Here is an 18854-nt window from a genome sequence, read left to right as displayed (position 1 = left end):
CCACCCATGGCGGCGCGGCCATGTAGAAGGCTGGCGCCTAAATCTCGCAGCAGGTACGAGATTGCAGGGTGTGGCGGCCTCGATACTGTAGAGCGCAGCGCTGTGGCGGCCGACAACTGGGTAGACGAAATCACTCAGCCTCGATTGCGCAATAAAATATCGCTATGACATAGTTCCTCCTAGACACTCCACTCATTGTGCGTATCGATGTACCAGGGTGGAGGATGACGACGATGGTAACACACGTCTTTGGGGGGCCAGACACCCCTAAGAAGCTTCGTTGCTTACAGGAATATCTCCGAGCCTTTGCTATCGCTCTGCGCGACCAGGAATTCGCTTGCATTTATATCGACGCTTTTGCCGGCTCCGGGACTCGTACGGAAGTCCGCCCCGGTCTTCCTCTCTTCGGTTCAGAAATGGCAGAACCAGAAGAGGTAACCACTCAGGGGTCGGCTAGGATTGCAATCGAAGTCGACCCGCCGATGCATTCTATCGTGCTGATCGAACGGGATAATTCCCGTTTTGCGCAACTCGGTGAACTGATCTCTGAGTATCCCAATCGCAAGATAATTGTTCGAAACGGGGACGCCAACGATCTTGTCCAACGCCTTTGCAAGCGCACAAATTGGCGCGGAGCGGAGACCGTCGGCCGTGGGATTCGTGGCGTTGTCTTCCTCGATCCCTATGGCATGGAAGTTTCATGGGAGACGGTAAAAGCCATCGCAGCAACGGAAGCCTTGGACTGTTGGTATTTCTTTCCGTTGTCAGGTCTGTACCGAAACGCTCCCCATGATCCGGCAAAGCTCGATCCGAGCAAGCAGGCAAGTCTGGATCGCGTTCTAGGGGCAACTGACTGGCGGGAGCGTTGGTATGGTCACGAAAGTGCGCGCCAAGACCTATTCGAAACGAAGGGGCAAGCAGTTCGGCGGGCGGATGTGAACGCTATCGAATCCTACGTGAAGGAGCGCCTGCGCACAGTGTTCAAAGGGGCTGTTTTGGAGCCAGTTCGCCTTCATCATAAAGGGGGCGCGCCACTGGCTTCACTCTTTTTCGCCGTGTCAAACACGAGTCCGGCCGCAGTCGCACTAGCGACAAAGATGGCCTCTCATATTCTCAAATCGGGAAGATCGTCCCAAAGCCGATCACGATAGGTGCGACCTGTTATCTTCTTGTTCTTGCCGCCCCACTGTTTGAAGAAGAACGCCGTGTCGGCATCGGTGCATTGGTCGAAAATCTCGTCCACCCATCGGGTATCTAGCGGCCTAGCCTGCGGTCCGCTTTCGCCTCCGACGATTGCCCAGTGAATGCTTTTGAGATTGGCGCCGGCAACAGACCCGATCAGGGGTTCGAATGAAACAAATCTCACGGCCGCAGGAACCGCCCGGAGTTCATCCAGCCTGTACAGCACCCGACTATCTTCAACACTGGTGCCGAGCCAGACGTTTGGAAGCACATTGAACTCGGGGGAGGAAAGTACTTCCGACATCCTATCTGGCCGCTTTGTCAGAATTTGATAGGTGTGGCGAGGCGTTGCTGCCATGACCTGCCATATCTCAGCGATGAAGGCAGTTGGCACTTCCGCGTGGAAGAGATCAGACATTGAGTTTACGAAGACACGCTTAGGCTTCTTCCATTCTTGCGGAACGGAAATCGATGCGCGGTCGAGCTTAATCTTGCCTGTCCATTTCGCTTTGCCACCGCTTTTGCGTGTCACTCCCACATATTTGTCGACTCCCATGGCTTCCAGCCGAGCAGCCATCCTCATCGCGTAACAATTTGTGCATCCGGCAGTAAGAATTGTGCAGCCGGCGACAGGGTTCCAGGTCGCATCTGTCCATTCGATTGATGTTTCGGCCATCACTTTACCTTCCGTGTTGATGGAAGAGTGGCATAGACATTGTAAACGTCGTTCTAAACATTTGCTAGGAATTTGTTCACAACCGGCTGGCTGTACCACGACGAGCTTGGTGGAGATAGACCAAGTCTAACAGCGGCACTTTCGACGAATTTTCTAACCGGCCGGAGGCCATCTCTCAGTTCGGTCGCCTGTCTTGATTTTGTCACCTCATAAGTTTAAGCGGCAGGCGCACGGTCGGAGCACGCGACGAAGAACCGTGCAGTCCTACACGACGCGTCAATCTGAACGCACCCTTTAATCCGGCAAGGGAGATTCGGCGATGATCAAGGCCTTCGTCGTCGACAATGATCGCCTGCGCCTCGCCGACGATCTCGTGGCCAATGGCGATCAGGTCGTCTGGGCCGACCTTCTCAACCCGACCAAGGAAGAAGAAACAGCGATCGAGACCTGGCTCGGCGTTGCCATCCCGACGCGCGAGGAGATGGAGGAGATCGAGATTTCGAGCCGCCTCTACATCGAGGACGGCGCCTACTTCATGACCGCCACCTTGCCGGCGCAGACCGAAATCGATGATCCCTTGATGTCACCGGTTACCTTTGTGCTTGCCGGCCCGAGACTGGTCACCATCCGCTATCATGAGCCGAAGGCGTTCAAGACCTTTCCCCTGCGCGCCGAGAAGGTGGCGACAGGCTGCACCACCGGCAACACCATCCTGATCGGCCTGCTGGAGGCGATCGTCGATCGCCTAGCCGATATTCTCGAACGCGCCGGCCGTGACATCGAGACGATCTCGCGCGACATCTTCGAGGCGCGGTCGACCAAGGTGAACAAGCGCAATCGCGACTTCCAGGAACTGCTCAAGGCCATCGGCCGCAAGGAGGACATCGCCTCCTCGATCCGTGACAGCCTGATCTCGTTGCAGCGCCTCACCGGCTTCCTTGCCCACGTCGCGACCCAGATCAAGATGAGCAAGGACGTCCGCGCCCGCATCAAGACCGTATCGCGCGACGTGCTGTCGCTCGCCGACCATGCCACCTTCCTGTCGCAGAAGATCTCGTTCCTGCTCGACGCGACGCTCGGCATGATCTCGATCGAGCAGAACGCCATCATCAAGATCTTCTCGGTCGCCGCCGTCATCTTCCTGCCGCCGACGCTGGTGGCTTCGATCTACGGCATGAATTTCGACGTCATCCCGGAGCTGAAATGGGAGCTCGGCTATCCCTTCGCCATCGGCCTGATGATCCTGTCGGCGATCCTGCCGTTCTGGTATTTCCGCCGCCGCGGCTGGTTGTAGGCCCAATAGAATTCGCTTGACCAAACGCCGCCCGGACGGCATCCGGATGCCCGGTAATCGTACAACCGGATTGGGATCATGACCGCAAAAAGCTGGGCCTACGAGGATTTCACCGAGGGCGCATCGATCGACCTCGGCGCCAAGCAGGTGAGTGCGGCCGAAATCATCGAATTCGCCACCGAATTCGACCCGCAGCCGATGCATCTCGACGAAGCCGCCGGCAAGGCCAGCATCCTTGGCGGCTTGGCCGCCTCCGGCTGGCACACCTGCGCGATCTTCATGCGCATGCTGTGCGACGCCTTCCTGCTCGACTCGACCGCGCAAGGCGCGCCCGGCATCGACCAGGTCAAATGGAAGAAGCCGGTGCTGGCCGGCGACACACTGGCCGGCAGCACCAGCGTGCTTGCCAGGCGCCTGTCGAAATCCAGGCCTCAGCTCGGCCTCGTCACCTTGCGCAGCGAACTGTTCAACCAGCGCGGTGAAAGCGTCTTCGAACTTGAGAACACTGTCATGTTCTTGACCCGCGAGACCGGCGCATGAGCCTCGACGCGTTCTTCCGCATCGGCGATACCATCAACCTCGGTTCGCACACATTCGAAGCCGAGGCGATCAAGGCGTTCGCCCGCAAGTACGATCCACAGGTCTTTCATGTCGACGAGGAGGCGGCGAAGAAAAGCGTGTTCGGCCGCCTCTGCGCCTCAGGCTGGCACACCGCGGCCACCTGGATGAAGCTCAATCTCAAAAATCCTATGGACGCTTCTCAATGGACCGGACCCGGCCCGGTACCAGAATTCGGCCCCTCGCCCGGCTTCAGGAATCTGAAATGGACAAAGCCGGTCTATGCCGGCGAAACCGTCACCTTCACCCGCACGGCCGTCTCCCACCGCCCGCTCGCCAATCGCCCCGGCTGGCGGCTGCTCGCGCTGCGCTCGGAAGGATTCGATTCGACGGGCGACAAGGTGCTGGAGTTCGACAGCGCCGTGCTGGTGAAGGCTGGGTAGGGGGTAGGTTTTAGGCAGTAGGGATTAGGCAGCAGTGGGTGCTGCGCCTTGCACGGAATGCGGAGCTTCCCTCCCTACTCCCTACTCCCTACTCCCTACTCCCTACTCCCTACTCCCTAATGCCCCTCAAACCCGATCAACGTCCGCACCGGCACGCCCAGCGCTTCGAGCTTCGCCCGTCCGCCGAGATCCGGCAGGTCGATGACGAAGCACGCGGCAAGAATATCGGCGCCGATCTGCCTCAGCAACTTGACCGCCGCCTCCGCCGTGCCGCCGGTCGCGATCAGGTCGTCGACCAGGATCACCTTCTCGCCCGGCGCAACGCCGTCCTTGTGCATCTCCATCTCGTCCAGCCCGTATTCCAGGCTGTAGGCGACGCGTACCGTCTCGTAAGGCAGCTTGCCCTTCTTGCGGATCGGCACGAAGCCGGCCGAAAGCTGGTGCGCGACCGCACCGCCGAGGATGAAGCCACGCGCCTCGATGCCGGCGATCTTGTCGATCTTCTGGCCGGCATAGGGATGCACCAGCTCGTCGATGGCGCGGCGGAAGGCGCGCGCATTGCCGAGCAAAGTGGTGATGTCGCGAAACAGGATACCGGGCTTGGGGTAGTCCGGAATGGTGCGGATCGCGGCGAGCAGCGTGTCTTCGAGCGAGGATTTCATGGGTCGAGATTACCTGAAACGGAGGTTGTTGCGCGACAATTGTTCGATCGAACTGCAGCCCATCAGCTTCATGCCGCGCTCGATCTCGACCCGCATCTGCTCCAGCGCCCGCTCTACGCCCGGCTGGCCGGCCGCCGCCAGCGGGAACAGATAATAGCGGCCGACGCCAACAGCCTTGGCGCCAAGCGACAGGGCCTTCAGCACATGGGTGCCGCGCTGCACGCCGCCATCCATGATGACGTCTATTCTGTCGCCGACGGCATCGACGATCTCGGCCAGTTGGTCGAACGCCGCCCGCGAGCCGTCCAGCTGCCGGCCGCCATGGTTGGACAGCACAATGCCGCTGCAGCCGATCTCGACGGCGCGCTTGGCATCCTCCACCGACATGACGCCCTTGAGACAGAACGGACCTCCCCACAGTCTGACCATCTCGGCAACATCGTCCCAGGTCATCGACGGATCGAGCATCTCGGTGAAGTAGCGGCTGATCGACATCGTGCCGCCGCCCATGTCGACATGCTCGTCGAGCTGCGGCAGCTTGAACCCCTCATGGGTGAAATAGTTGATCGCCCATCCCGGCTTCAGCGCGAACTGCAGCATGCCGGAAAGGTTGAGCTTGAAGGGGATGGCAAAGCCGGTGCGCTTGTCGCGCTCGCGGTTGCCTCCGGTGATGCTGTCGACGGTCAGCATCATCACTTCGACGCCAACCGCTTTCGCCCGTTGCATCATCGCCCGGTTGAGGCCGCGATCCCGGTGGAAATAGAACTGGTAGACCTGCGGGCTGCTGCTGATCTTGCGCGCTTCCTCAAGACTGACGGTGCCGAGCGAGGACACGCCGAACATCGTGCCGAATTTGGCCGAAGCCTTGGCCACCGCGCGCTCGCCTTGATGATGGAACAGCCGCTGCAAGGCGGTCGGCGAGCAATAGACGGGCATGGCCAGCTTCTGGCCCATCACCGTCACCGACATGTCGATCTCGCTTACCCCGCGCAGCACGTTGGGAACGAGGTCGCAGCGCTCGAAGCTCTCGGTGTTGCGGCGATAGGTGACCTCGTCGTCGGCCGCGCCATCGATGTAGTTGAAGATTGGCCCAGGCAACCGCTGCTGGGCCATGCGCCGGAAATCGGAAAAGTTGTGACAGTCGCGTAGCCGCATCATCGATCCCAAATGCCCCTTTAGCCGGCGATCCGCCGGGCGCGCGTGCAATACCAATCGCATGGCGGCGTGCCAACGGACTTCTTACTGGACGGCTGCTGCGCCAAGATGCGAACCATGTCCGGTTTGGCAAGCAAAAAGGGCGTCCGAAGACGCCCTTTCCATTTCCGAGGAATAAGATGCGGCTTAGTGCGCCACGCCTTCCCACACCTTGCGCTTGGTCAGATACATCAGCGCCCCGAACAGAAGCAGAAACACCAGCACGCGGAAGCCGGTCTTCTTGCGGTCTTCCATATGCGGCTCGGCCGCCCACATCAGGAACGCCGAGACGTCGCGCGAATACTGGTCGATCGTCTGCGGCGAACCGTCATCGTAGGTCACCTGGCCGTCGGAGAGCGGCTTGGGCATCTTCAGCGACACGCCGGACATGAAGTATGGATTATAGTGGGTGCCTTCGGGGATCACCATGCCGGCAGGTGGCGTCTCGTCGTAGCCGGTCAGCAGCGAATGGATGTAGTCCGGGCCGCCCTGCGCATATTGCGTGAAAATGTCGAAGACGAAGCGCGGGAAGCCGCGCTCGACGCCGCGCGCCTTGGCCAGCAGCGACATATCCGGTGGGGCAGCGCCGCCGTTGGAAGCGGCAGCCGCCTCCTCATTGGCGAACGGCGCCGGGAAATGGTCTGACGGCTTGCCCGGCCGGTCGAACATGTCGCCGGCATCGTTGGGTCCATCATGGATGGTGTACTCGGCCGACAGCGACTTGATCTGCGCTTCCGAATAGCCGAGGTCCTCCAGCGTGCGGAACGCCACCAGATTCATCGAGTGGCAGGCCGAGCAGACTTCCTTGTAGACCTTCAAGCCACGCTGCAGCTGCGCCTTGTCGTAGGTGCCGAACGGACCGGCAAAAGTCCAGTCCATCTCCTTCGGCTCGTGGATCGGGAAATGCGTCGGTGCCGCCGCGTTGTGCGCCTCTTCAGCGGCGATCGCCACACTGCCGACGGCTCCGATGCCAGCGGCAAACACGCCTAGCAGGGCGAGCGAGGTGAGAATCTTTTTCATGCCAAATCCCCTTAGATTCTCACTCAGCCTTTGGTTTCCGGCGCCGCGGTCGCACCGGCCGGATGTCCCCCTCCGGCACCCTTGTTCTTCTCCAGCACCGCCTCGGTGATCGAATTCGGCAGTCTGCGTGGCGTCTCGATCAGGCCAAGCACCGGCAGGATGACGAGGAAGAAGGCGAAGTAGAACAGTGTCGCCGCTTGAGCGTAGCCAACGTAGTTGCCCGAGACCTCACCTATCAGGAGGGTCAACAGACCGCCGCCTTCCGCCGGCTGCGAGCCAAGCCAGCCAAGCAGGACAGCGTCGGCGACGAACAGCCAGAAGAACAGCTTGTACCAGGGCCGGTAGACCGCCGAGCGCACCTTGGAGGTGTCGAGCCACGGCACCAGGAACAGCATGACGATGGCGCCGAACATGCACAGCACGCCACCGAGCTTGGAGTTGATCGGCCCGATGTTGAAGGTGATCGCGCGCAGGATCGCGTAGAACGGCAGGAAGTACCATTCCGGCACGATGTGGGCCGGCGTCTTCAGCGGGTTGGCGATCGTGTAATTGTCCGGATGGCCGAGAAAGTTCGGCAGGTAGAAGACGAAATAGGCGAAGAAGAACAGGAACACGATCATGCCGAATGCATCCTTGATGGTCGCATAGGGCGTAAAGGCAACGGTGTCGGTTTTCGATTTCACCTCGATGCCGGTCGGGTTCGACTGGCCGACCACATGCAGCGCCCAGACGTGCAGCACGACGACGCCGGCGATCATGAACGGCAGCAAATAGTGCAGCGCAAAGAAGCGGTTGAGCGTCGGGTTGTCGACGGCGAAACCGCCGAGCAGCAGTTCCTGGATCCAGTTTCCGACCAGCGGAATGGCGCTGAAGAAGCCGGTGATGACGGTGGCGCCCCAGAAGCTCATCTGACCCCAGGGCAGCACATAGCCCATGAAGCCGGTCGCCATCATCAGCAGATAGATGATGCAGCCGAGGATCCACAGCAGCTCGCGCGGCGCCTTGTAGGAGCCGTAATAAAGCCCGCGGAAGATGTGGATGTAGACGGCGACGAAGAAGAACGAGGCGCCGTTGGAATGCATGTAGCGCAACAGCCAACCGGAATTGACGTCGCGCATGATCTTCTCGACCGAATTGAAGGCGAGATTGGTGTCGGCGGTATAGTGCATGGCGAGCACGATACCGGTCAGGATCTGCGCCACCAGCATGATCGTGAGGATGCCGCCGAAGGTCCACGCATAGTTGAGGTTGCGCGGCACCGGATAAGCGATGAAGCTGTCATAGATCATGCGCGGCAGCGGCATGCGGGCGTCGAACCAGCGTTCGATACCGGTCTTGGGCGTATAGGTCGAGTGTCCCTCGCTCATCGAATTATCCCCTGCCTCAACCGATAAGGATTTTGGTATCGGAAATGAACTTGAATACCGGCACGGCCATGTTTTCCGGCGCCGGGCCTTTGCGGATGCGGCCGGCGGTATCGTACACCGAACCGTGGCACGGGCAGAACCAGCCGCCGAAATCGCCTTCCTGGCCAAGCGGAATGCACCCCAGATGCGTGCAGACTTGCACCATCACCATCCAGGCTTCCTTGCCGGGCGTGGTGCGGTTGGCATCGGTCGCCGGCGCATCGGCGGGCAGATTGGCGTTGCGGGCAATAGGATCCTTGAGATCGGCAAGGTTCACGGCTTCGCCGTCCTTCATCTCCTGCTCGGTGCGATTGCGCACCACGACCGGCTTGCCGCGCCATTTGACGATCAGCGACATGCCAGGCGTCAGCGAGGCGACATCAACCTCGACCGAGGCCAGCGCCAGCGTCGAGGCATCAGGGCGCATCTGGTCGATGAAGGGCCAGGCAACGGCGCCTGCGCCAACCACTGCGGCCATGCCGGTGGCGACGTAGAGAAAATCACGACGGTTGGGATCCTGGGTGTCGGTTGCGCTCACGGGTGCCTGATCCTTTCGCCTCTTCCGAGCCGGCGGCCGAGCTTTGTCCCCGCTCCATCGCGCCGGCCCGACAGCGCATGGCGAACAAGCTAGCGAATTCCTCCGGCATTTGGATTTCGGTTTATGCGTGAAGCCCGTTTTTGTCCAGCGGGCTGAGGCCACAAGGGCAGATTGTCGCGGGCGTTCCGCACGAAGAGAAATTTGACGAGCTTGGCCGAATGTAGCAATATGTCTACATCTTCCGGATGGAGGTGTTGATATGAATATCTCGACGAAGACGATAACCATCATGTCGAGCCGTGAATTCAACCAGGACACGGCGCATGCCAAACGGGCAGCCAAGAACGGGCCGGTCATCATTACCGACCGCGGCAAGCCCTCCCATGTGCTGATGTCGATGGAGGAATATCAGCGTTTAGAGAAGAAGCCGAGAAGCCTCGCGGACGCGATTGCCGATGATCGCCCCGAAGCAGATTTCGACTGGGAACCACCTCGCCTGGAAGGACCGTTTTTCAAGATTCCCGAACTCGACTGATGTTCATTCTTGACACCAATGTCGTTTCGAATCTGCGTCGTCGGGACAAGGCCGATCGCAACGTTTTGGCCTGGTCAGAGACCCACGACATCGCCAGCTTTTTCATGTCGGTCATTTCGATCCTGGAACTCGAAATCGGAACATTGCTCTTGTCGAGGAAGGATACTCGCCAGGCCACCATGTACCGTGAGTGGTTGGATCAGACACTCATTCCACAGTTTGACGACCGGATATTGAGCATAGACAAGGCTGTTGTCGTGCGTTGCGCAAACCTTCACGTTCCCGATCCAAAGCCGGAGCGCGACGCCCTCATAGCCGCTACCGCGCTCGTCAAAAACTTGACAGTCGTGACCCGCAACACCAAGGATTTTGAAGGCACCGGCGTGAAGCTTTTCAACCCCTGGATACCGACGAAGGGTTAGAGGCTATGGCACACATCATCGACCGCGAGACCTGGACCAGGACGCCCGGCCGCTGGCAGGGCGAACTGCAATGCGGCGCCTACGACTCCAACTCCTGCCTGATTTTCAACTATCAGGAAGAGATTGGCGGCGGCCCGCGCCTGCACACGCATCCCTATTGTGAAATCTTCATCATCCGGCAAGGCACCGGCCTGTTCACGATCGGCGACCAGCAGATCGAGGCCACGGCCGGCCAGATCCTGATCGTGCCGCCTGATACGCCGCACAAATTCACCAATCTCGGCCCAGGCCCGCTCGAAACGACCGACATCCACGAAAACGGCAGCTTCATCACCGAATGGCTGGAATGATTGTTGCCGGCTGATGACCTCTAGCTTGCACCGAGCCTGACCAGCACGGCCCTTGGGATATCGTATTCGCGGATGACCGACTCATGCCGGCGCAGGCCGCAGAGTTCACGCTGGATGAAATAGGCGTGCACCGCTGCGGCAGCCTCCTTGAGCAGCCGCAGTCGCTGCTCCTCGTCGTCGTTGTTCTGACGGAGCTTGGCCAGCGTTTCCTCGACCCGTTGGCCGGCACGGCCGAGCGCTGCGGCCTTTTCAGCCAGTATCTCATGGCCGAGGGCGTCGAACGCGGCTTCGGCAGCCGAGGCGCCTAGGGATGGCGGACGCAGTGACATCTCAGCCTCCTTTTCTGTCTTGAGAGAGCATCATGCGGTGCGTGACGAATTCTTCGCCCACCACCGGCTGGAAGCCAAGCCGTTCATAGAACCCAAAGGCTTCTTGTGGCGCGCGGGTGTTCAGCACGGCAAAATGCTGACGTGCCCTGTCAATGACGGTCTCGACCAGCATGCGGCCAATGCCGCTGCGGCGATGACGCGCGCTGACGAACAGGTGCCTGACCCGGCCGTGGTCCCTGCCTTCGAAATAAGGATCGATGTTCAACCCGCACACACCAGCGAGTTCTCGGCCATGCCATGCACCAAACAGCGCCTCGCCTCGTTTCAGGAACTTGTTGCGGCCGCCCGCCCAGCCATCCGCCAGCCGCACCAGCATCCAGTAGCCTTCCAGCCGGCTCTCCTCCTTCAGCGCATCGAAGGCCGGCGCGGTTGGCCGTAGCCGCTTGAGGACGTAGCCGATATCAGGCGACGCTGCCATGCCCTACTCCGCCGGCCGTGTCTCTTCCAGCACGCTTTCCTCGTGGTAGAGGAAGCCGCCGGACTGCCGCTTCCACAGCCGCGCATAGAGCCCGTCGAGCGCCACCAGCTCGTCATGCGTGCCCTGTTCGACGATGCGGCCTCCGTCCAGCACCACAAGACGGTCGAGCGCGGCGATGGTCGACAGCCGGTGCGCTATGGCGATGACCGTCTTGTTCTCCATCAGCCTGGCCAGATTCTCCTGGATCGCCGCCTCGATGTCGGAATCGAGCGCCGAGGTCGCCTCGTCGAGGATCAGGATCGGCGCATCCTTGAGGAAGACGCGGGCGATCGCGACGCGCTGGCGCTGGCCGCCCGACAGTTTCACGCCGCGCTCGCCGACAAAAGCCTCGTAGCCGGTACGGTCCCGGTTGTCGCGCAGGCCCAATATGAACTCGTGCGCCTCGGCCTTCTTCGCCGCCGCGATCACCTCGGCCTCGGTCGCGTCCGGCATGCCGAGCTTGATGTTGTCGCGCAGCGAGCGGTGGAACAGCGCCGTGTCCTGGCTGACCACGCCGATATTGGCGCGCAGCGAGTTCTGCGTCACCTCGGCGACGTCTTGCCCGTCGATCAGGATTTTGCCGCTCTCGAGGTCGTAGAGGCGCAAGATGAGGTTGGCGAGCGTCGTCTTGCCCGCGCCCGACGGCCCGACCAGCCCGACCTTCTCGCCAGGCTTGACCACAAGGTCGATGCCATTCAGCACGCCAAAACCCTTGCCGTAGTGGAACTCGACATTCTTCACCTCGATGCGGCCGCCGGCGACGACAAGCTCTTTCGCATCCGGCGCATCGACAAGGCCAAGCGGCTGCGAGATCAGCGCCTTGGAGTTTTCCAGGACGCCGAGATTTCGCAATATGCCGTTGAGCTGCATCATCACGCGCCCGAGCAGCATGTTGAGCCGCAAGACCAGCGACAGCGTGAACGCGACGGCGCCGACGGTGATCGACCCTTCGACCCAGAGATAGACGGCAAAGCAGCCAATCGCGGTGATCATGATGCCCGACAGCGTCGTCAGCGCCATGCGCACGCCGGTCAGCCGGCGGGTGAAGGGCCGTAGTGCATCGAGATAGATGTCGAAGCCGTTCTTGATGTAGCGGTCGTCGCCGTCGGCCGAGAATAGCTTCAGCGTCTGCACGTTGGAATAGGAATCGATGATGCGCCCATTGATCATCGAGCCAGCTTCAGCCGTGGCCTCGGCATGCCTGCGGATCGAGGGCAGATAGAGCTTGGCCAGCCAGGCGAACGCGAGGATCCAGATCACCACCAGCACGGCCAGGCGCAGATCCAGCCCGGCGACCAGCGCCAAGGTCGTCACCGTATAGATGAGCATGAACCAGATGACCTCGATGAAGCTCTCCATCAGGTCGCCGGTCGCCTGCCCGGCCTGCCAGACTTTTGTCGCGATACGGCCGGCGAAATCGTTCTGGAAGAAGGTGTAGGACTGCCGCGACACATGCCGGTGCGCCTGCCAGCGCACCAGATTGTAGAAGCCCGGCGTGATCGTCTGTTCGTTGACCAGCGCCGACAGGCCGACGACGACGGTGCGGATGACCAGCACCACTGCGATCATGAAAACAAGCTCAGGCCCGGCGGCGGTCCACAGCGCGTCCCAGCTGCGTTCACCGGGAAGCTGGTCGAGAATATCGACCAGCCGCCCGACGAAGTAGAAAAGCCCGGCCTCGATCAGCGGCGCGATGCCGCCGATGACCAGCATGGCGAAGAAGGCGAACTTCGCCTGGCCGACATAGTGCCAGAGGAAGCCGCCGACGCTTGGCGGTGGCCGAAGGTCCGCCGGCTCCCTGAACGGATAGACCCAGTCCTCGAACCAGCGATAGACGGCTGTCATCATGCTGACGTCATCACTCTGCGGCTTCACCCTTCACGCCGATGTCGTTGGCAACGGCGTCATTGGCGGCATCGACCGGACCGTCGTCGAGCAGGAACCCCCCCGACTGGCGCTGCCAGAGCTGCGCGTAGAGCCCGCCGCTGGCAACGAGTTCCTCGTGCGACCCTTCCTCGATGACACGGCCCTTGTCGAGGACGACGAGCCTGTCCATCGCCGCGATGGTCGACAGCCGGTGCGCAATGGCGATGACGGTCTTGCCTTGCATGAGCTTGTAGAGATTCTCCTGGATGGCGGCCTCGGCTTCGGAATCCAGCGCCGACGTCGCTTCGTCAAGGATAAGTATCGGTGCGTCCTTCAACATAACGCGAGCAATGGCGATGCGTTGCCGCTGGCCGCCGGACAATTTGACGCCGCGGTCGCCGACATGAGCATCGAGCCCTTTACGTCCGGTGTGATCCGAAAGCCTGCCGATAAACTCCAGCGCCTCGGCCCGCCCGGCTGCCTCGACAAGCATTTCCTCCGTCGCATCGGGCCGCCCGTAAAGGATGTTGTCGCGCACCGAACGATGCAGCAGCGAAGTGTCCTGCGTCACCATGCCGATCTGCGCGCGCAGCGAATCCTGCGTCACCGAAGCGATCTCCTGGCCGTCGATCAGGATCCGGCCGTTCTCGAGGTCGTAGAACCGCAACAGGAGATTGACCAGCGTCGACTTGCCCGCACCCGAGCGCCCGACAATGCCGACTTTCTCGCCGGGCTTCACCGTCAGCGACAGGTTCTCGATGACGCCCTTCTGCTTGCCATAGTGGAAACGAATGTCGTCGAAGCGGATCTCGCCCTTGGTGACGGCAATGTCCTTCGCCCCCGGCCGGTCTTCGACCAGGCGCGGCAGCGAGATCGAGGCGATGCCGTCTTGCACCGTGCCGATGTTCTCGAACAGGCTCGACATTTCCCACATGATCCACTGCGACATGCCCCACATACGGAGCACGAGGCCGATGACCACGGCGACGGCGCCGATCGTCACCGCCTGGCCGAGCCACAGCCACAGCGCCAGCGCCGTCACCGAAAACAGGAGCAGCGCGTTGAGGATATAGAGCAGCCCGTAAAGCACCGTCACCAGCCGCATCGACCGGTAGACCGTGTCGAGGAAGCCTGCCATGCCTTCTTTGGCGAACGTTGCTTCGCGCCGTGCATGGGAAAACAACTTGACCGTCTGGATGTTGGTGTAGCTGTCGACGACGCGGCCGGTCATCGTCGAGCGCGCATTGGCCTGCGCCTCGCCGACCTTGCCCAGCTTCGGGATGATATAGCGCAACAACCCGATATAGCCGAGCAGCCAGACGCCGAGAGGTGCCGCCAGCCGCAAGTCGGCCGAGCCGACGATGAACAGCATGCCGAGGAAATAGACGATGACGTAATTGAGCACCTCGATCACCTTGATGACGCATTCGCGCACGGCGAGTGCCGTCTGCATCAGCTTGGTGGCGATGCGGCCGGCAAATTCGTCCTGGTAGAAGCTCATCGACTGCTTCAAGAGATAACGATGCACCTGCCATCGGATGCGCATGGGGTAGTTGCCCATCAGCGTCTGCTGGTTGAGCAAAGAATGCAGCCATACCGTACCCGGCAGCGCGAACAGCACGACGAAGGCCATGCCGGCAAGCTTCCAGCTCTCGGTCTGCAGGAAGGTTTCGCGGTTCTGCCCGGACAGCCAGTCGACGATGTGGCCCATGAAGCCGAACATCCACACTTCCGCGATGGCAATCGCCGTCACCAGCACCGCGTCGACGATGATGTATGGCCAGGCGCCGCGCGTATAATGCACGCAGAAGGCAACCAGCGTCTTCGGCGGCTCGACCGGTTCCGCTGCGGGGAACGGATCGAGCCTTCTTTCAAACCAGCTAAACATAGTGATGCTCACAAAACTGTTGTCCGCTCATGCGGCGCGGGAAAAATCCCCGGGGCGCTCCGCGTCCCCAGACCGTACGTCGGCGGGGACTGACGGCCCGGAATCACCCGGGCCATCGGTCCTGCTTCGCGCAATATAGGGACTTGCGGGCTTTTCACCGACAGAAGCCTTCGACTGAGCTGACGGCACGCCGCCGCCAGTCCGGTTTTTCGCGCCCGGCCGGATCAGCCGGATGATCCGGCGCACCAGCGACGGCCGGCTGTGGTCGGGAACCGCACGCGAGAAATCGACATCCGGCAACATGCCGCGATGCGGACGCCGGCGCGTCTCGGCATGAACCGCCGACGAATAGGTCTCGCCGACTAGCAACGCCCAGGTCGCCGTCTTGCGTTCGTGCAGGCTTCTTGAACCAGGTATCTTATAGGGATCGAACATCGGTCCGTCCTCCGTGTGAAAATAGACATAAAAAGGCGAAGCAATGTCGTGCGCCGGCCTTCGGCCGGAAGCACGGATTGCATCCGTCGGGACACGACGATAGGCCTCGGTCGCGACATGCTCAGCTGGGGCGCTTGGCCCCTTTGACCGTTTGAAAAACATCGCAGGATTCCTTCGAGAGCCGAAAATTGGGTTCGGCGGGAATCGGTGCGATCAGATCTAAGAGATCAGGTAAATCGTCGTACCGAAACCGCCAGCAGGCAGGTAAGCCCACGGGAGGGGCGCTGGATGTGCATGGTCATCATGAAATACCCCTCCATCGGTTCGGGTTGACAATGCGTGCGGTATAATCGACTTCGCAGAAAATGGCCACCCGCAGGTCCAGCAATTTCCAAAACCAGCCACCCGCTGTGGCCGATCTGCCACTTATTAGAAAGACGCGGAAATGAACCACCGTCTCCGCATCGCCCTCTACCAGCCTGACATCGCCGGCAACACCGGAACAATCCTGCGCTTCGCCGCCTGCCTCGGCGTTGGCGTCGACATTATCGAACCAGCCGGCTTTCCGCTCTCCGACAAAGCGCTCAAGCGCGCCGGGATGGACTACCTCGAAATGGCTGCCCTGACCCGGCATGTCGACTGGAACGCCTTCGAGGATTGGCGCAAGGGCCAAGCCTGCCGGCTGGTGCTGCTCACCACCAAAGCCGCGACCCCCTATACGGGCTTCAGCTTCGCCCAAGGCGACATCCTGCTGTTCGGCCGCGAATCCGCCGGCGTGCCGGATCCTGTCCATCAGGCGGCGGATGCGCGGCTGACGATCCCGATGCAGCCGGGCACGCGCAGCATCAACGTCGCGCTGTCCGTCGCCATGGTCGCCGGTGAAGCCATCCGGCAACTCGGCTAGAACCTTCAACGCGTTGTCGTCATCGCCAACGGCCCTTGCGTCTTGCATCATTCTCACCCAGGCGCACATCGCCTTCTCCTCAATTGCCCATCGACATTTCCTGGCTACAAGCTCAACTTAAGTTGAGGTCAAGCGGAAAATCGAGATGGCTCCGGTAAAGGAATTGACGGTCGGCCAGTTGGCCATGCGCAGCGGCGTGGCGGTGTCGGCGCTGCATTTCTACGAGGCGCGCGGGCTGATCCGCAGCCACCGCACGTCGGGCAACCAGCGGCGCTATGGCCGCGACGTGCTGCGGCGGGTGGCGATCATCCGGATCGCCCAGGAGGTCGGCATCTCGCTGGCCGAGATCGGCGCCGCACTTGAATCGCTGCCAGAAGGCCGTACCCCGACGCGCGAGGACTGGAACCTGTTGTCGACCGGCTGGCGCGACGACCTCGATCGCAAGATCACTCAGCTAAAGAAGCTGCGCGACGGCCTTACCGACTGCATCGGCTGCGGCTGCATGTCGATCGACAAATGCCCGCTGCGAAACAGGGAAGATCGCTTGAGTGCGCAAGGGCCGGGCGCAAGGCGACTGCTTGTGGAATCCTAATCCGCCGCGGGCAGCCGCCGTATGGTGAATTCGATTACGTCGCCCGGCCGCTCGAACCAGCTTTCGATCTCGGTCCAGTAGGCCTGCTTGGGAAAACGCTCGAACCATTCCTTGGCCTTGAGCCGCGCATCCGGGCGCGGCAGGACGAAGGTCTCGCGCAAAAACCCGTCACGCGGCATGCGCTCGCGCTCGGCGCGTGAACGATCGAGCCTTTTCTTCAGGCCATGCAGCGGCGGTCTTGCCGGCGTGCGCATGAAAGAACTCCTGGGCCGAACCAGATGACACTTGACCCTTGCCCCTAAGAGATTAGGGATCGCGCCCGGAAAAGGCTAGTGGTCCGATTCCAACATTCGCCTCCCTAATCCCCAGGCGCCGTTGCGAATGTTGGAATCACAAGGACCACTAGCAAGTTTATGTTTCTGGTGGAGTTTTCGAATTTGACATTTGCATCGTGCCCTGCGCCACGCTGTGTGCAAATGTCAAATTCACTCCACTAGGTCCTTTGTCGGCCGCGACCGGAGACAGCATTTTGGAACGACCAGAAATACCGGCAGGCCTGCCACCCGACATCGAACAGAAGAAAATGAAGGCTAGGCTCTGGTTCGAGACGCTGCGCGAGCGCATTTGCACAACCTTCGAGCAGATCGAACAGGAACTGCAGGGACCACTGGCCGAATGGTCGCCCGGCAGCTTCGAGAAGACGCCGTGGGAACGCGACAATGGAAAGGGCGGCGGCGGCGCCATGGCGATGATGCGCGGCCGCGTCTTCGAGAAGGTCGGCGTCCATACTTCGACCGTCTATGGCGAATTCTCGCCCGAATTCAGGAAGCAGATGCCCGGCGCCGAGGAAGACCCGAGCTTCTGGGCATCAGGCATTTCGTTGATCGCGCATCCCTGGAACCCCAACGTGCCGGCGGTGCACATGAACACCCGCATGGTCGTGACGTCGCGCCACTGGTTTGGCGGCGGCGCCGATCTGACGCCGGTGCTCGACCGCAACCGCACGGAAGATCACCCCGACACGGTCGCCTTCCATCGAGCCATGCAGTTCGCCTGCGAGAAGAACGCTGCGATCGCCGACCACCCCAAATTCAAGGCCTGGTGCGACGAGTATTTCTATCTGCCGCACCGCCACGAGCCGCGCGGCGTCGGCGGCATCTTTTTCGACTGGCTGCATTCGGGGGAGGAGAAAGGCGGCTGGAATGCCGATTTGAACTTCGTCCAGGATGTCGGGCGTTCTTTCCTTGTCGTCTACGGACACCTGGTTCGCGCCCATTTCAACGAGAACTGGACCGACGACGACCGCGACGAGCAGCTCATTCGCCGCGGCCGTTACGTCGAATTCAACCTTCTTCACGATCGCGGCACCATCTTCGGCCTGAAGACCGGCGGCAATGTCGCTTCGATCCTGTCCAGCCTGCCGCCGGAGGTCAGGTGGCCTTAAAAAATCGGTGAGCGAAACGTGAGCCGCATTGACGTCCCATTCGCCGAATCTGGGCAGCCAATGTGGCATCGCCATTATCTTTTTCGTCTAATAGGTGATTGAAATAAAACGACTATTTGTCGTTTCGGGCCGGGAAGCGCCGGCGGTTCAGTCCCGAACCGCGACACGACGCTACCGGACGGCCCTGAACAAGGCGGAGCATTTTCCAAACGGATGCCCGCATTTCCAGGAGTATTACATGCGAAAGCTCATTGTTTCGGCAGCCGCCGCTGCCCTTCTCGCTTCCGGCTCGATTGCCTCTGCCGCGGTCAAGCACACCACGGGCACGGTCAAGACCTATGATGGCACGGCCATGAGCCTCGTTCTGGACGATGGATCGACCTTTACGCTGCCCAAGACCTTCAAGGATCCTGGCCTGAAGGCCGGCGAAAAGGTCCGCGTTTCCTGGGACATGAGCGGCAAGAACAAGGTTGCCGAGTCCGTCAAGATCGTGAAGTGACCGGGACAAGACCGAACGGTCTCGCCTTTGGCTTAGCCTGACAAGAGAGGCGGAGCAGCGCTGCTCCGCCTTTTTCGCACCACGGCAACCAAAATGGTCG

23 protein-coding genes are annotated in these 18854 nt (G+C 61.0%); 11 read left to right on the top strand and 12 right to left on the bottom strand.

Annotated features, from left to right (window positions below; genetic code table 11):
• Nucleotides 1-233: 233 nt before the first annotated feature.
• Nucleotides 234-1151 carry a three-Cys-motif partner protein TcmP gene (locus NLY33_RS12980; protein WP_245260951.1) on the top strand — a complete coding sequence of 306 codons (918 nt, stop codon included), beginning with the start codon at nucleotides 234-236 and terminating at the stop codon, nucleotides 1149-1151.
• On the opposite strand, the gene NLY33_RS12975 is transcribed toward NLY33_RS12980, so the two are convergent.
• A complete protein-coding gene (locus NLY33_RS12975; RefSeq protein WP_023705910.1) occupies nucleotides 1106-1858 on the bottom strand; it encodes a DUF5131 family protein in 753 nt (250 codons plus the stop codon). The genes NLY33_RS12980 and NLY33_RS12975 overlap by 46 nt on opposite strands.
• A gap of 319 nt (nucleotides 1859-2177) precedes the next feature.
• On the opposite strand from NLY33_RS12975, the gene corA reads away from it, so the two are divergent.
• The 3 genes from corA (at nucleotide 2178) to NLY33_RS12960 (ending at nucleotide 4153) form a co-directional block, all read left to right on the top strand.
• Nucleotides 2178-3152 (top strand): magnesium/cobalt transporter CorA, encoded by a 975-nt coding sequence (gene corA, locus NLY33_RS12970; protein WP_023670034.1) that lies wholly within the window; start codon nucleotides 2178-2180, stop codon nucleotides 3150-3152.
• A 78-nt stretch (nucleotides 3153-3230) separates the two neighbouring features.
• A complete protein-coding gene (locus NLY33_RS12965; protein WP_023705911.1) occupies nucleotides 3231-3692 on the top strand; it encodes a MaoC family dehydratase in 462 nt (153 codons plus the stop codon).
• Nucleotides 3689-4153 (top strand): MaoC family dehydratase, encoded by a 465-nt coding sequence (locus NLY33_RS12960; protein WP_023705912.1) that lies wholly within the window; start codon nucleotides 3689-3691, stop codon nucleotides 4151-4153. The genes NLY33_RS12965 and NLY33_RS12960 overlap by 4 nt, the downstream gene beginning before the upstream one ends.
• A gap of 116 nt (nucleotides 4154-4269) precedes the next feature.
• On the opposite strand, the gene NLY33_RS12955 is transcribed toward NLY33_RS12960, so the two are convergent.
• From NLY33_RS12955 to petA, 5 genes are all read right to left on the bottom strand, one after another.
• Complete coding sequence (locus tag NLY33_RS12955; protein ID WP_013529989.1) at nucleotides 4270-4815, bottom strand: adenine phosphoribosyltransferase; 546 nt, start codon at nucleotides 4813-4815, stop codon at nucleotides 4270-4272.
• A gap of 9 nt (nucleotides 4816-4824) precedes the next feature.
• Nucleotides 4825-5970: an alpha-hydroxy acid oxidase gene (locus NLY33_RS12950; protein ID WP_023705913.1), complete on the bottom strand. Its 1146-nt coding sequence runs from the start codon at nucleotides 5968-5970 to the stop codon at nucleotides 4825-4827.
• 186 nt (nucleotides 5971-6156) lie between these two features.
• Entirely contained in the window at nucleotides 6157-7029 is an 873-nt protein-coding gene (locus NLY33_RS12945) for a cytochrome c1 (RefSeq protein WP_023670029.1), read from the bottom strand.
• Between the two features lie 23 nt (nucleotides 7030-7052).
• Nucleotides 7053-8396, bottom strand: coding sequence for a cytochrome b (locus NLY33_RS12940; protein WP_023683697.1), 1344 nt, complete (start codon nucleotides 8394-8396; stop codon nucleotides 7053-7055).
• 16 nt (nucleotides 8397-8412) lie between these two features.
• A complete protein-coding gene (gene petA / locus NLY33_RS12935) occupies nucleotides 8413-8973 on the bottom strand; it encodes a ubiquinol-cytochrome c reductase iron-sulfur subunit (protein WP_023670027.1) in 561 nt (186 codons plus the stop codon).
• A gap of 259 nt (nucleotides 8974-9232) precedes the next feature.
• Here petA and NLY33_RS12930 point away from each other — a divergent pair, with 259 nt between their 5' ends.
• The 3 genes from NLY33_RS12930 to NLY33_RS12920 are packed head-to-tail and all read left to right on the top strand — an operon-like array spanning nucleotide 9233 to nucleotide 10280.
• On the top strand, nucleotides 9233-9508 hold the full coding sequence (locus NLY33_RS12930; RefSeq protein WP_023701566.1) for a type II toxin-antitoxin system Phd/YefM family antitoxin: 276 nt from the start codon (nucleotides 9233-9235) through the stop codon (nucleotides 9506-9508).
• The gene (locus NLY33_RS12925) at nucleotides 9508-9930 is read left to right on the top strand and encodes a type II toxin-antitoxin system VapC family toxin (protein ID WP_023691588.1); all 423 of its coding nucleotides are present in this window, start codon (nucleotides 9508-9510) and stop codon (nucleotides 9928-9930) included. Before NLY33_RS12930 ends, NLY33_RS12925 begins: the two co-directional genes overlap by 1 nt.
• Before the next feature lie 5 nt (nucleotides 9931-9935).
• Nucleotides 9936-10280, top strand: coding sequence for a cupin domain-containing protein (locus NLY33_RS12920; RefSeq protein ID WP_023683696.1), 345 nt, complete (start codon nucleotides 9936-9938; stop codon nucleotides 10278-10280).
• Between the two features lie 20 nt (nucleotides 10281-10300).
• Here NLY33_RS12920 and NLY33_RS12915 read toward each other — a convergent pair whose 3' ends face one another.
• From NLY33_RS12915 to NLY33_RS12895, 5 genes are read right to left on the bottom strand one after another with little or no spacing between them, the layout of a single operon-like run.
• A complete protein-coding gene (locus NLY33_RS12915; protein WP_023691589.1) occupies nucleotides 10301-10609 on the bottom strand; it encodes a DUF6665 family protein in 309 nt (102 codons plus the stop codon).
• 1 nt (nucleotide 10610) lies between these two features.
• On the bottom strand, nucleotides 10611-11087 hold the full coding sequence (locus NLY33_RS12910) for a GNAT family N-acetyltransferase (RefSeq protein WP_023691590.1): 477 nt from the start codon (nucleotides 11085-11087) through the stop codon (nucleotides 10611-10613).
• Nucleotides 11088-11090: 3 nt separating this feature from the next.
• The gene (locus NLY33_RS12905) at nucleotides 11091-12974 is read right to left on the bottom strand and encodes an ABC transporter ATP-binding protein (protein WP_023705914.1); all 1884 of its coding nucleotides are present in this window, start codon (nucleotides 12972-12974) and stop codon (nucleotides 11091-11093) included.
• Nucleotides 12975-12984: 10 nt separating this feature from the next.
• A complete protein-coding gene (locus NLY33_RS12900) occupies nucleotides 12985-14880 on the bottom strand; it encodes an ABC transporter ATP-binding protein (protein WP_023705915.1) in 1896 nt (631 codons plus the stop codon).
• A gap of 27 nt (nucleotides 14881-14907) precedes the next feature.
• The gene (locus tag NLY33_RS12895) at nucleotides 14908-15315 is read right to left on the bottom strand and encodes a hypothetical protein (RefSeq protein ID WP_023705916.1); all 408 of its coding nucleotides are present in this window, start codon (nucleotides 15313-15315) and stop codon (nucleotides 14908-14910) included.
• 445 nt (nucleotides 15316-15760) lie between these two features.
• Here NLY33_RS12895 and NLY33_RS12890 point away from each other — a divergent pair, with 445 nt between their 5' ends.
• Nucleotides 15761-16219 (top strand): tRNA (cytidine(34)-2'-O)-methyltransferase, encoded by a 459-nt coding sequence (locus NLY33_RS12890; protein WP_023705917.1) that lies wholly within the window; start codon nucleotides 15761-15763, stop codon nucleotides 16217-16219.
• Nucleotides 16220-16364: 145 nt separating this feature from the next.
• On the top strand, nucleotides 16365-16811 hold the full coding sequence (gene soxR / locus NLY33_RS12885) for a redox-sensitive transcriptional activator SoxR (RefSeq protein WP_023691595.1): 447 nt from the start codon (nucleotides 16365-16367) through the stop codon (nucleotides 16809-16811).
• Here soxR and NLY33_RS12880 read toward each other — a convergent pair.
• A complete protein-coding gene (locus tag NLY33_RS12880) occupies nucleotides 16808-17065 on the bottom strand; it encodes a hypothetical protein (protein WP_023683688.1) in 258 nt (85 codons plus the stop codon). The two genes, soxR and NLY33_RS12880, sit on opposite strands and share 4 nt — an antisense overlap.
• A gap of 275 nt (nucleotides 17066-17340) precedes the next feature.
• Between NLY33_RS12880 and hemF the strand changes: the two genes are divergently transcribed.
• Nucleotides 17341-18255, top strand: coding sequence for an oxygen-dependent coproporphyrinogen oxidase (hemF, locus tag NLY33_RS12875; RefSeq protein ID WP_023695814.1), 915 nt, complete (start codon nucleotides 17341-17343; stop codon nucleotides 18253-18255).
• 238 nt (nucleotides 18256-18493) lie between these two features.
• On the top strand, nucleotides 18494-18754 hold the full coding sequence (locus tag NLY33_RS12870) for a DUF1344 domain-containing protein (RefSeq protein ID WP_023705918.1): 261 nt from the start codon (nucleotides 18494-18496) through the stop codon (nucleotides 18752-18754).
• Nucleotides 18755-18854 lie beyond the last annotated feature (100 nt).

This window comes from Mesorhizobium sp. C432A (assembly GCF_030323145.1).
Classification (GTDB): domain Bacteria; phylum Pseudomonadota; class Alphaproteobacteria; order Rhizobiales; family Rhizobiaceae; genus Mesorhizobium.
This window is presented reverse-complemented; position numbering and strand designations above follow the sequence as displayed.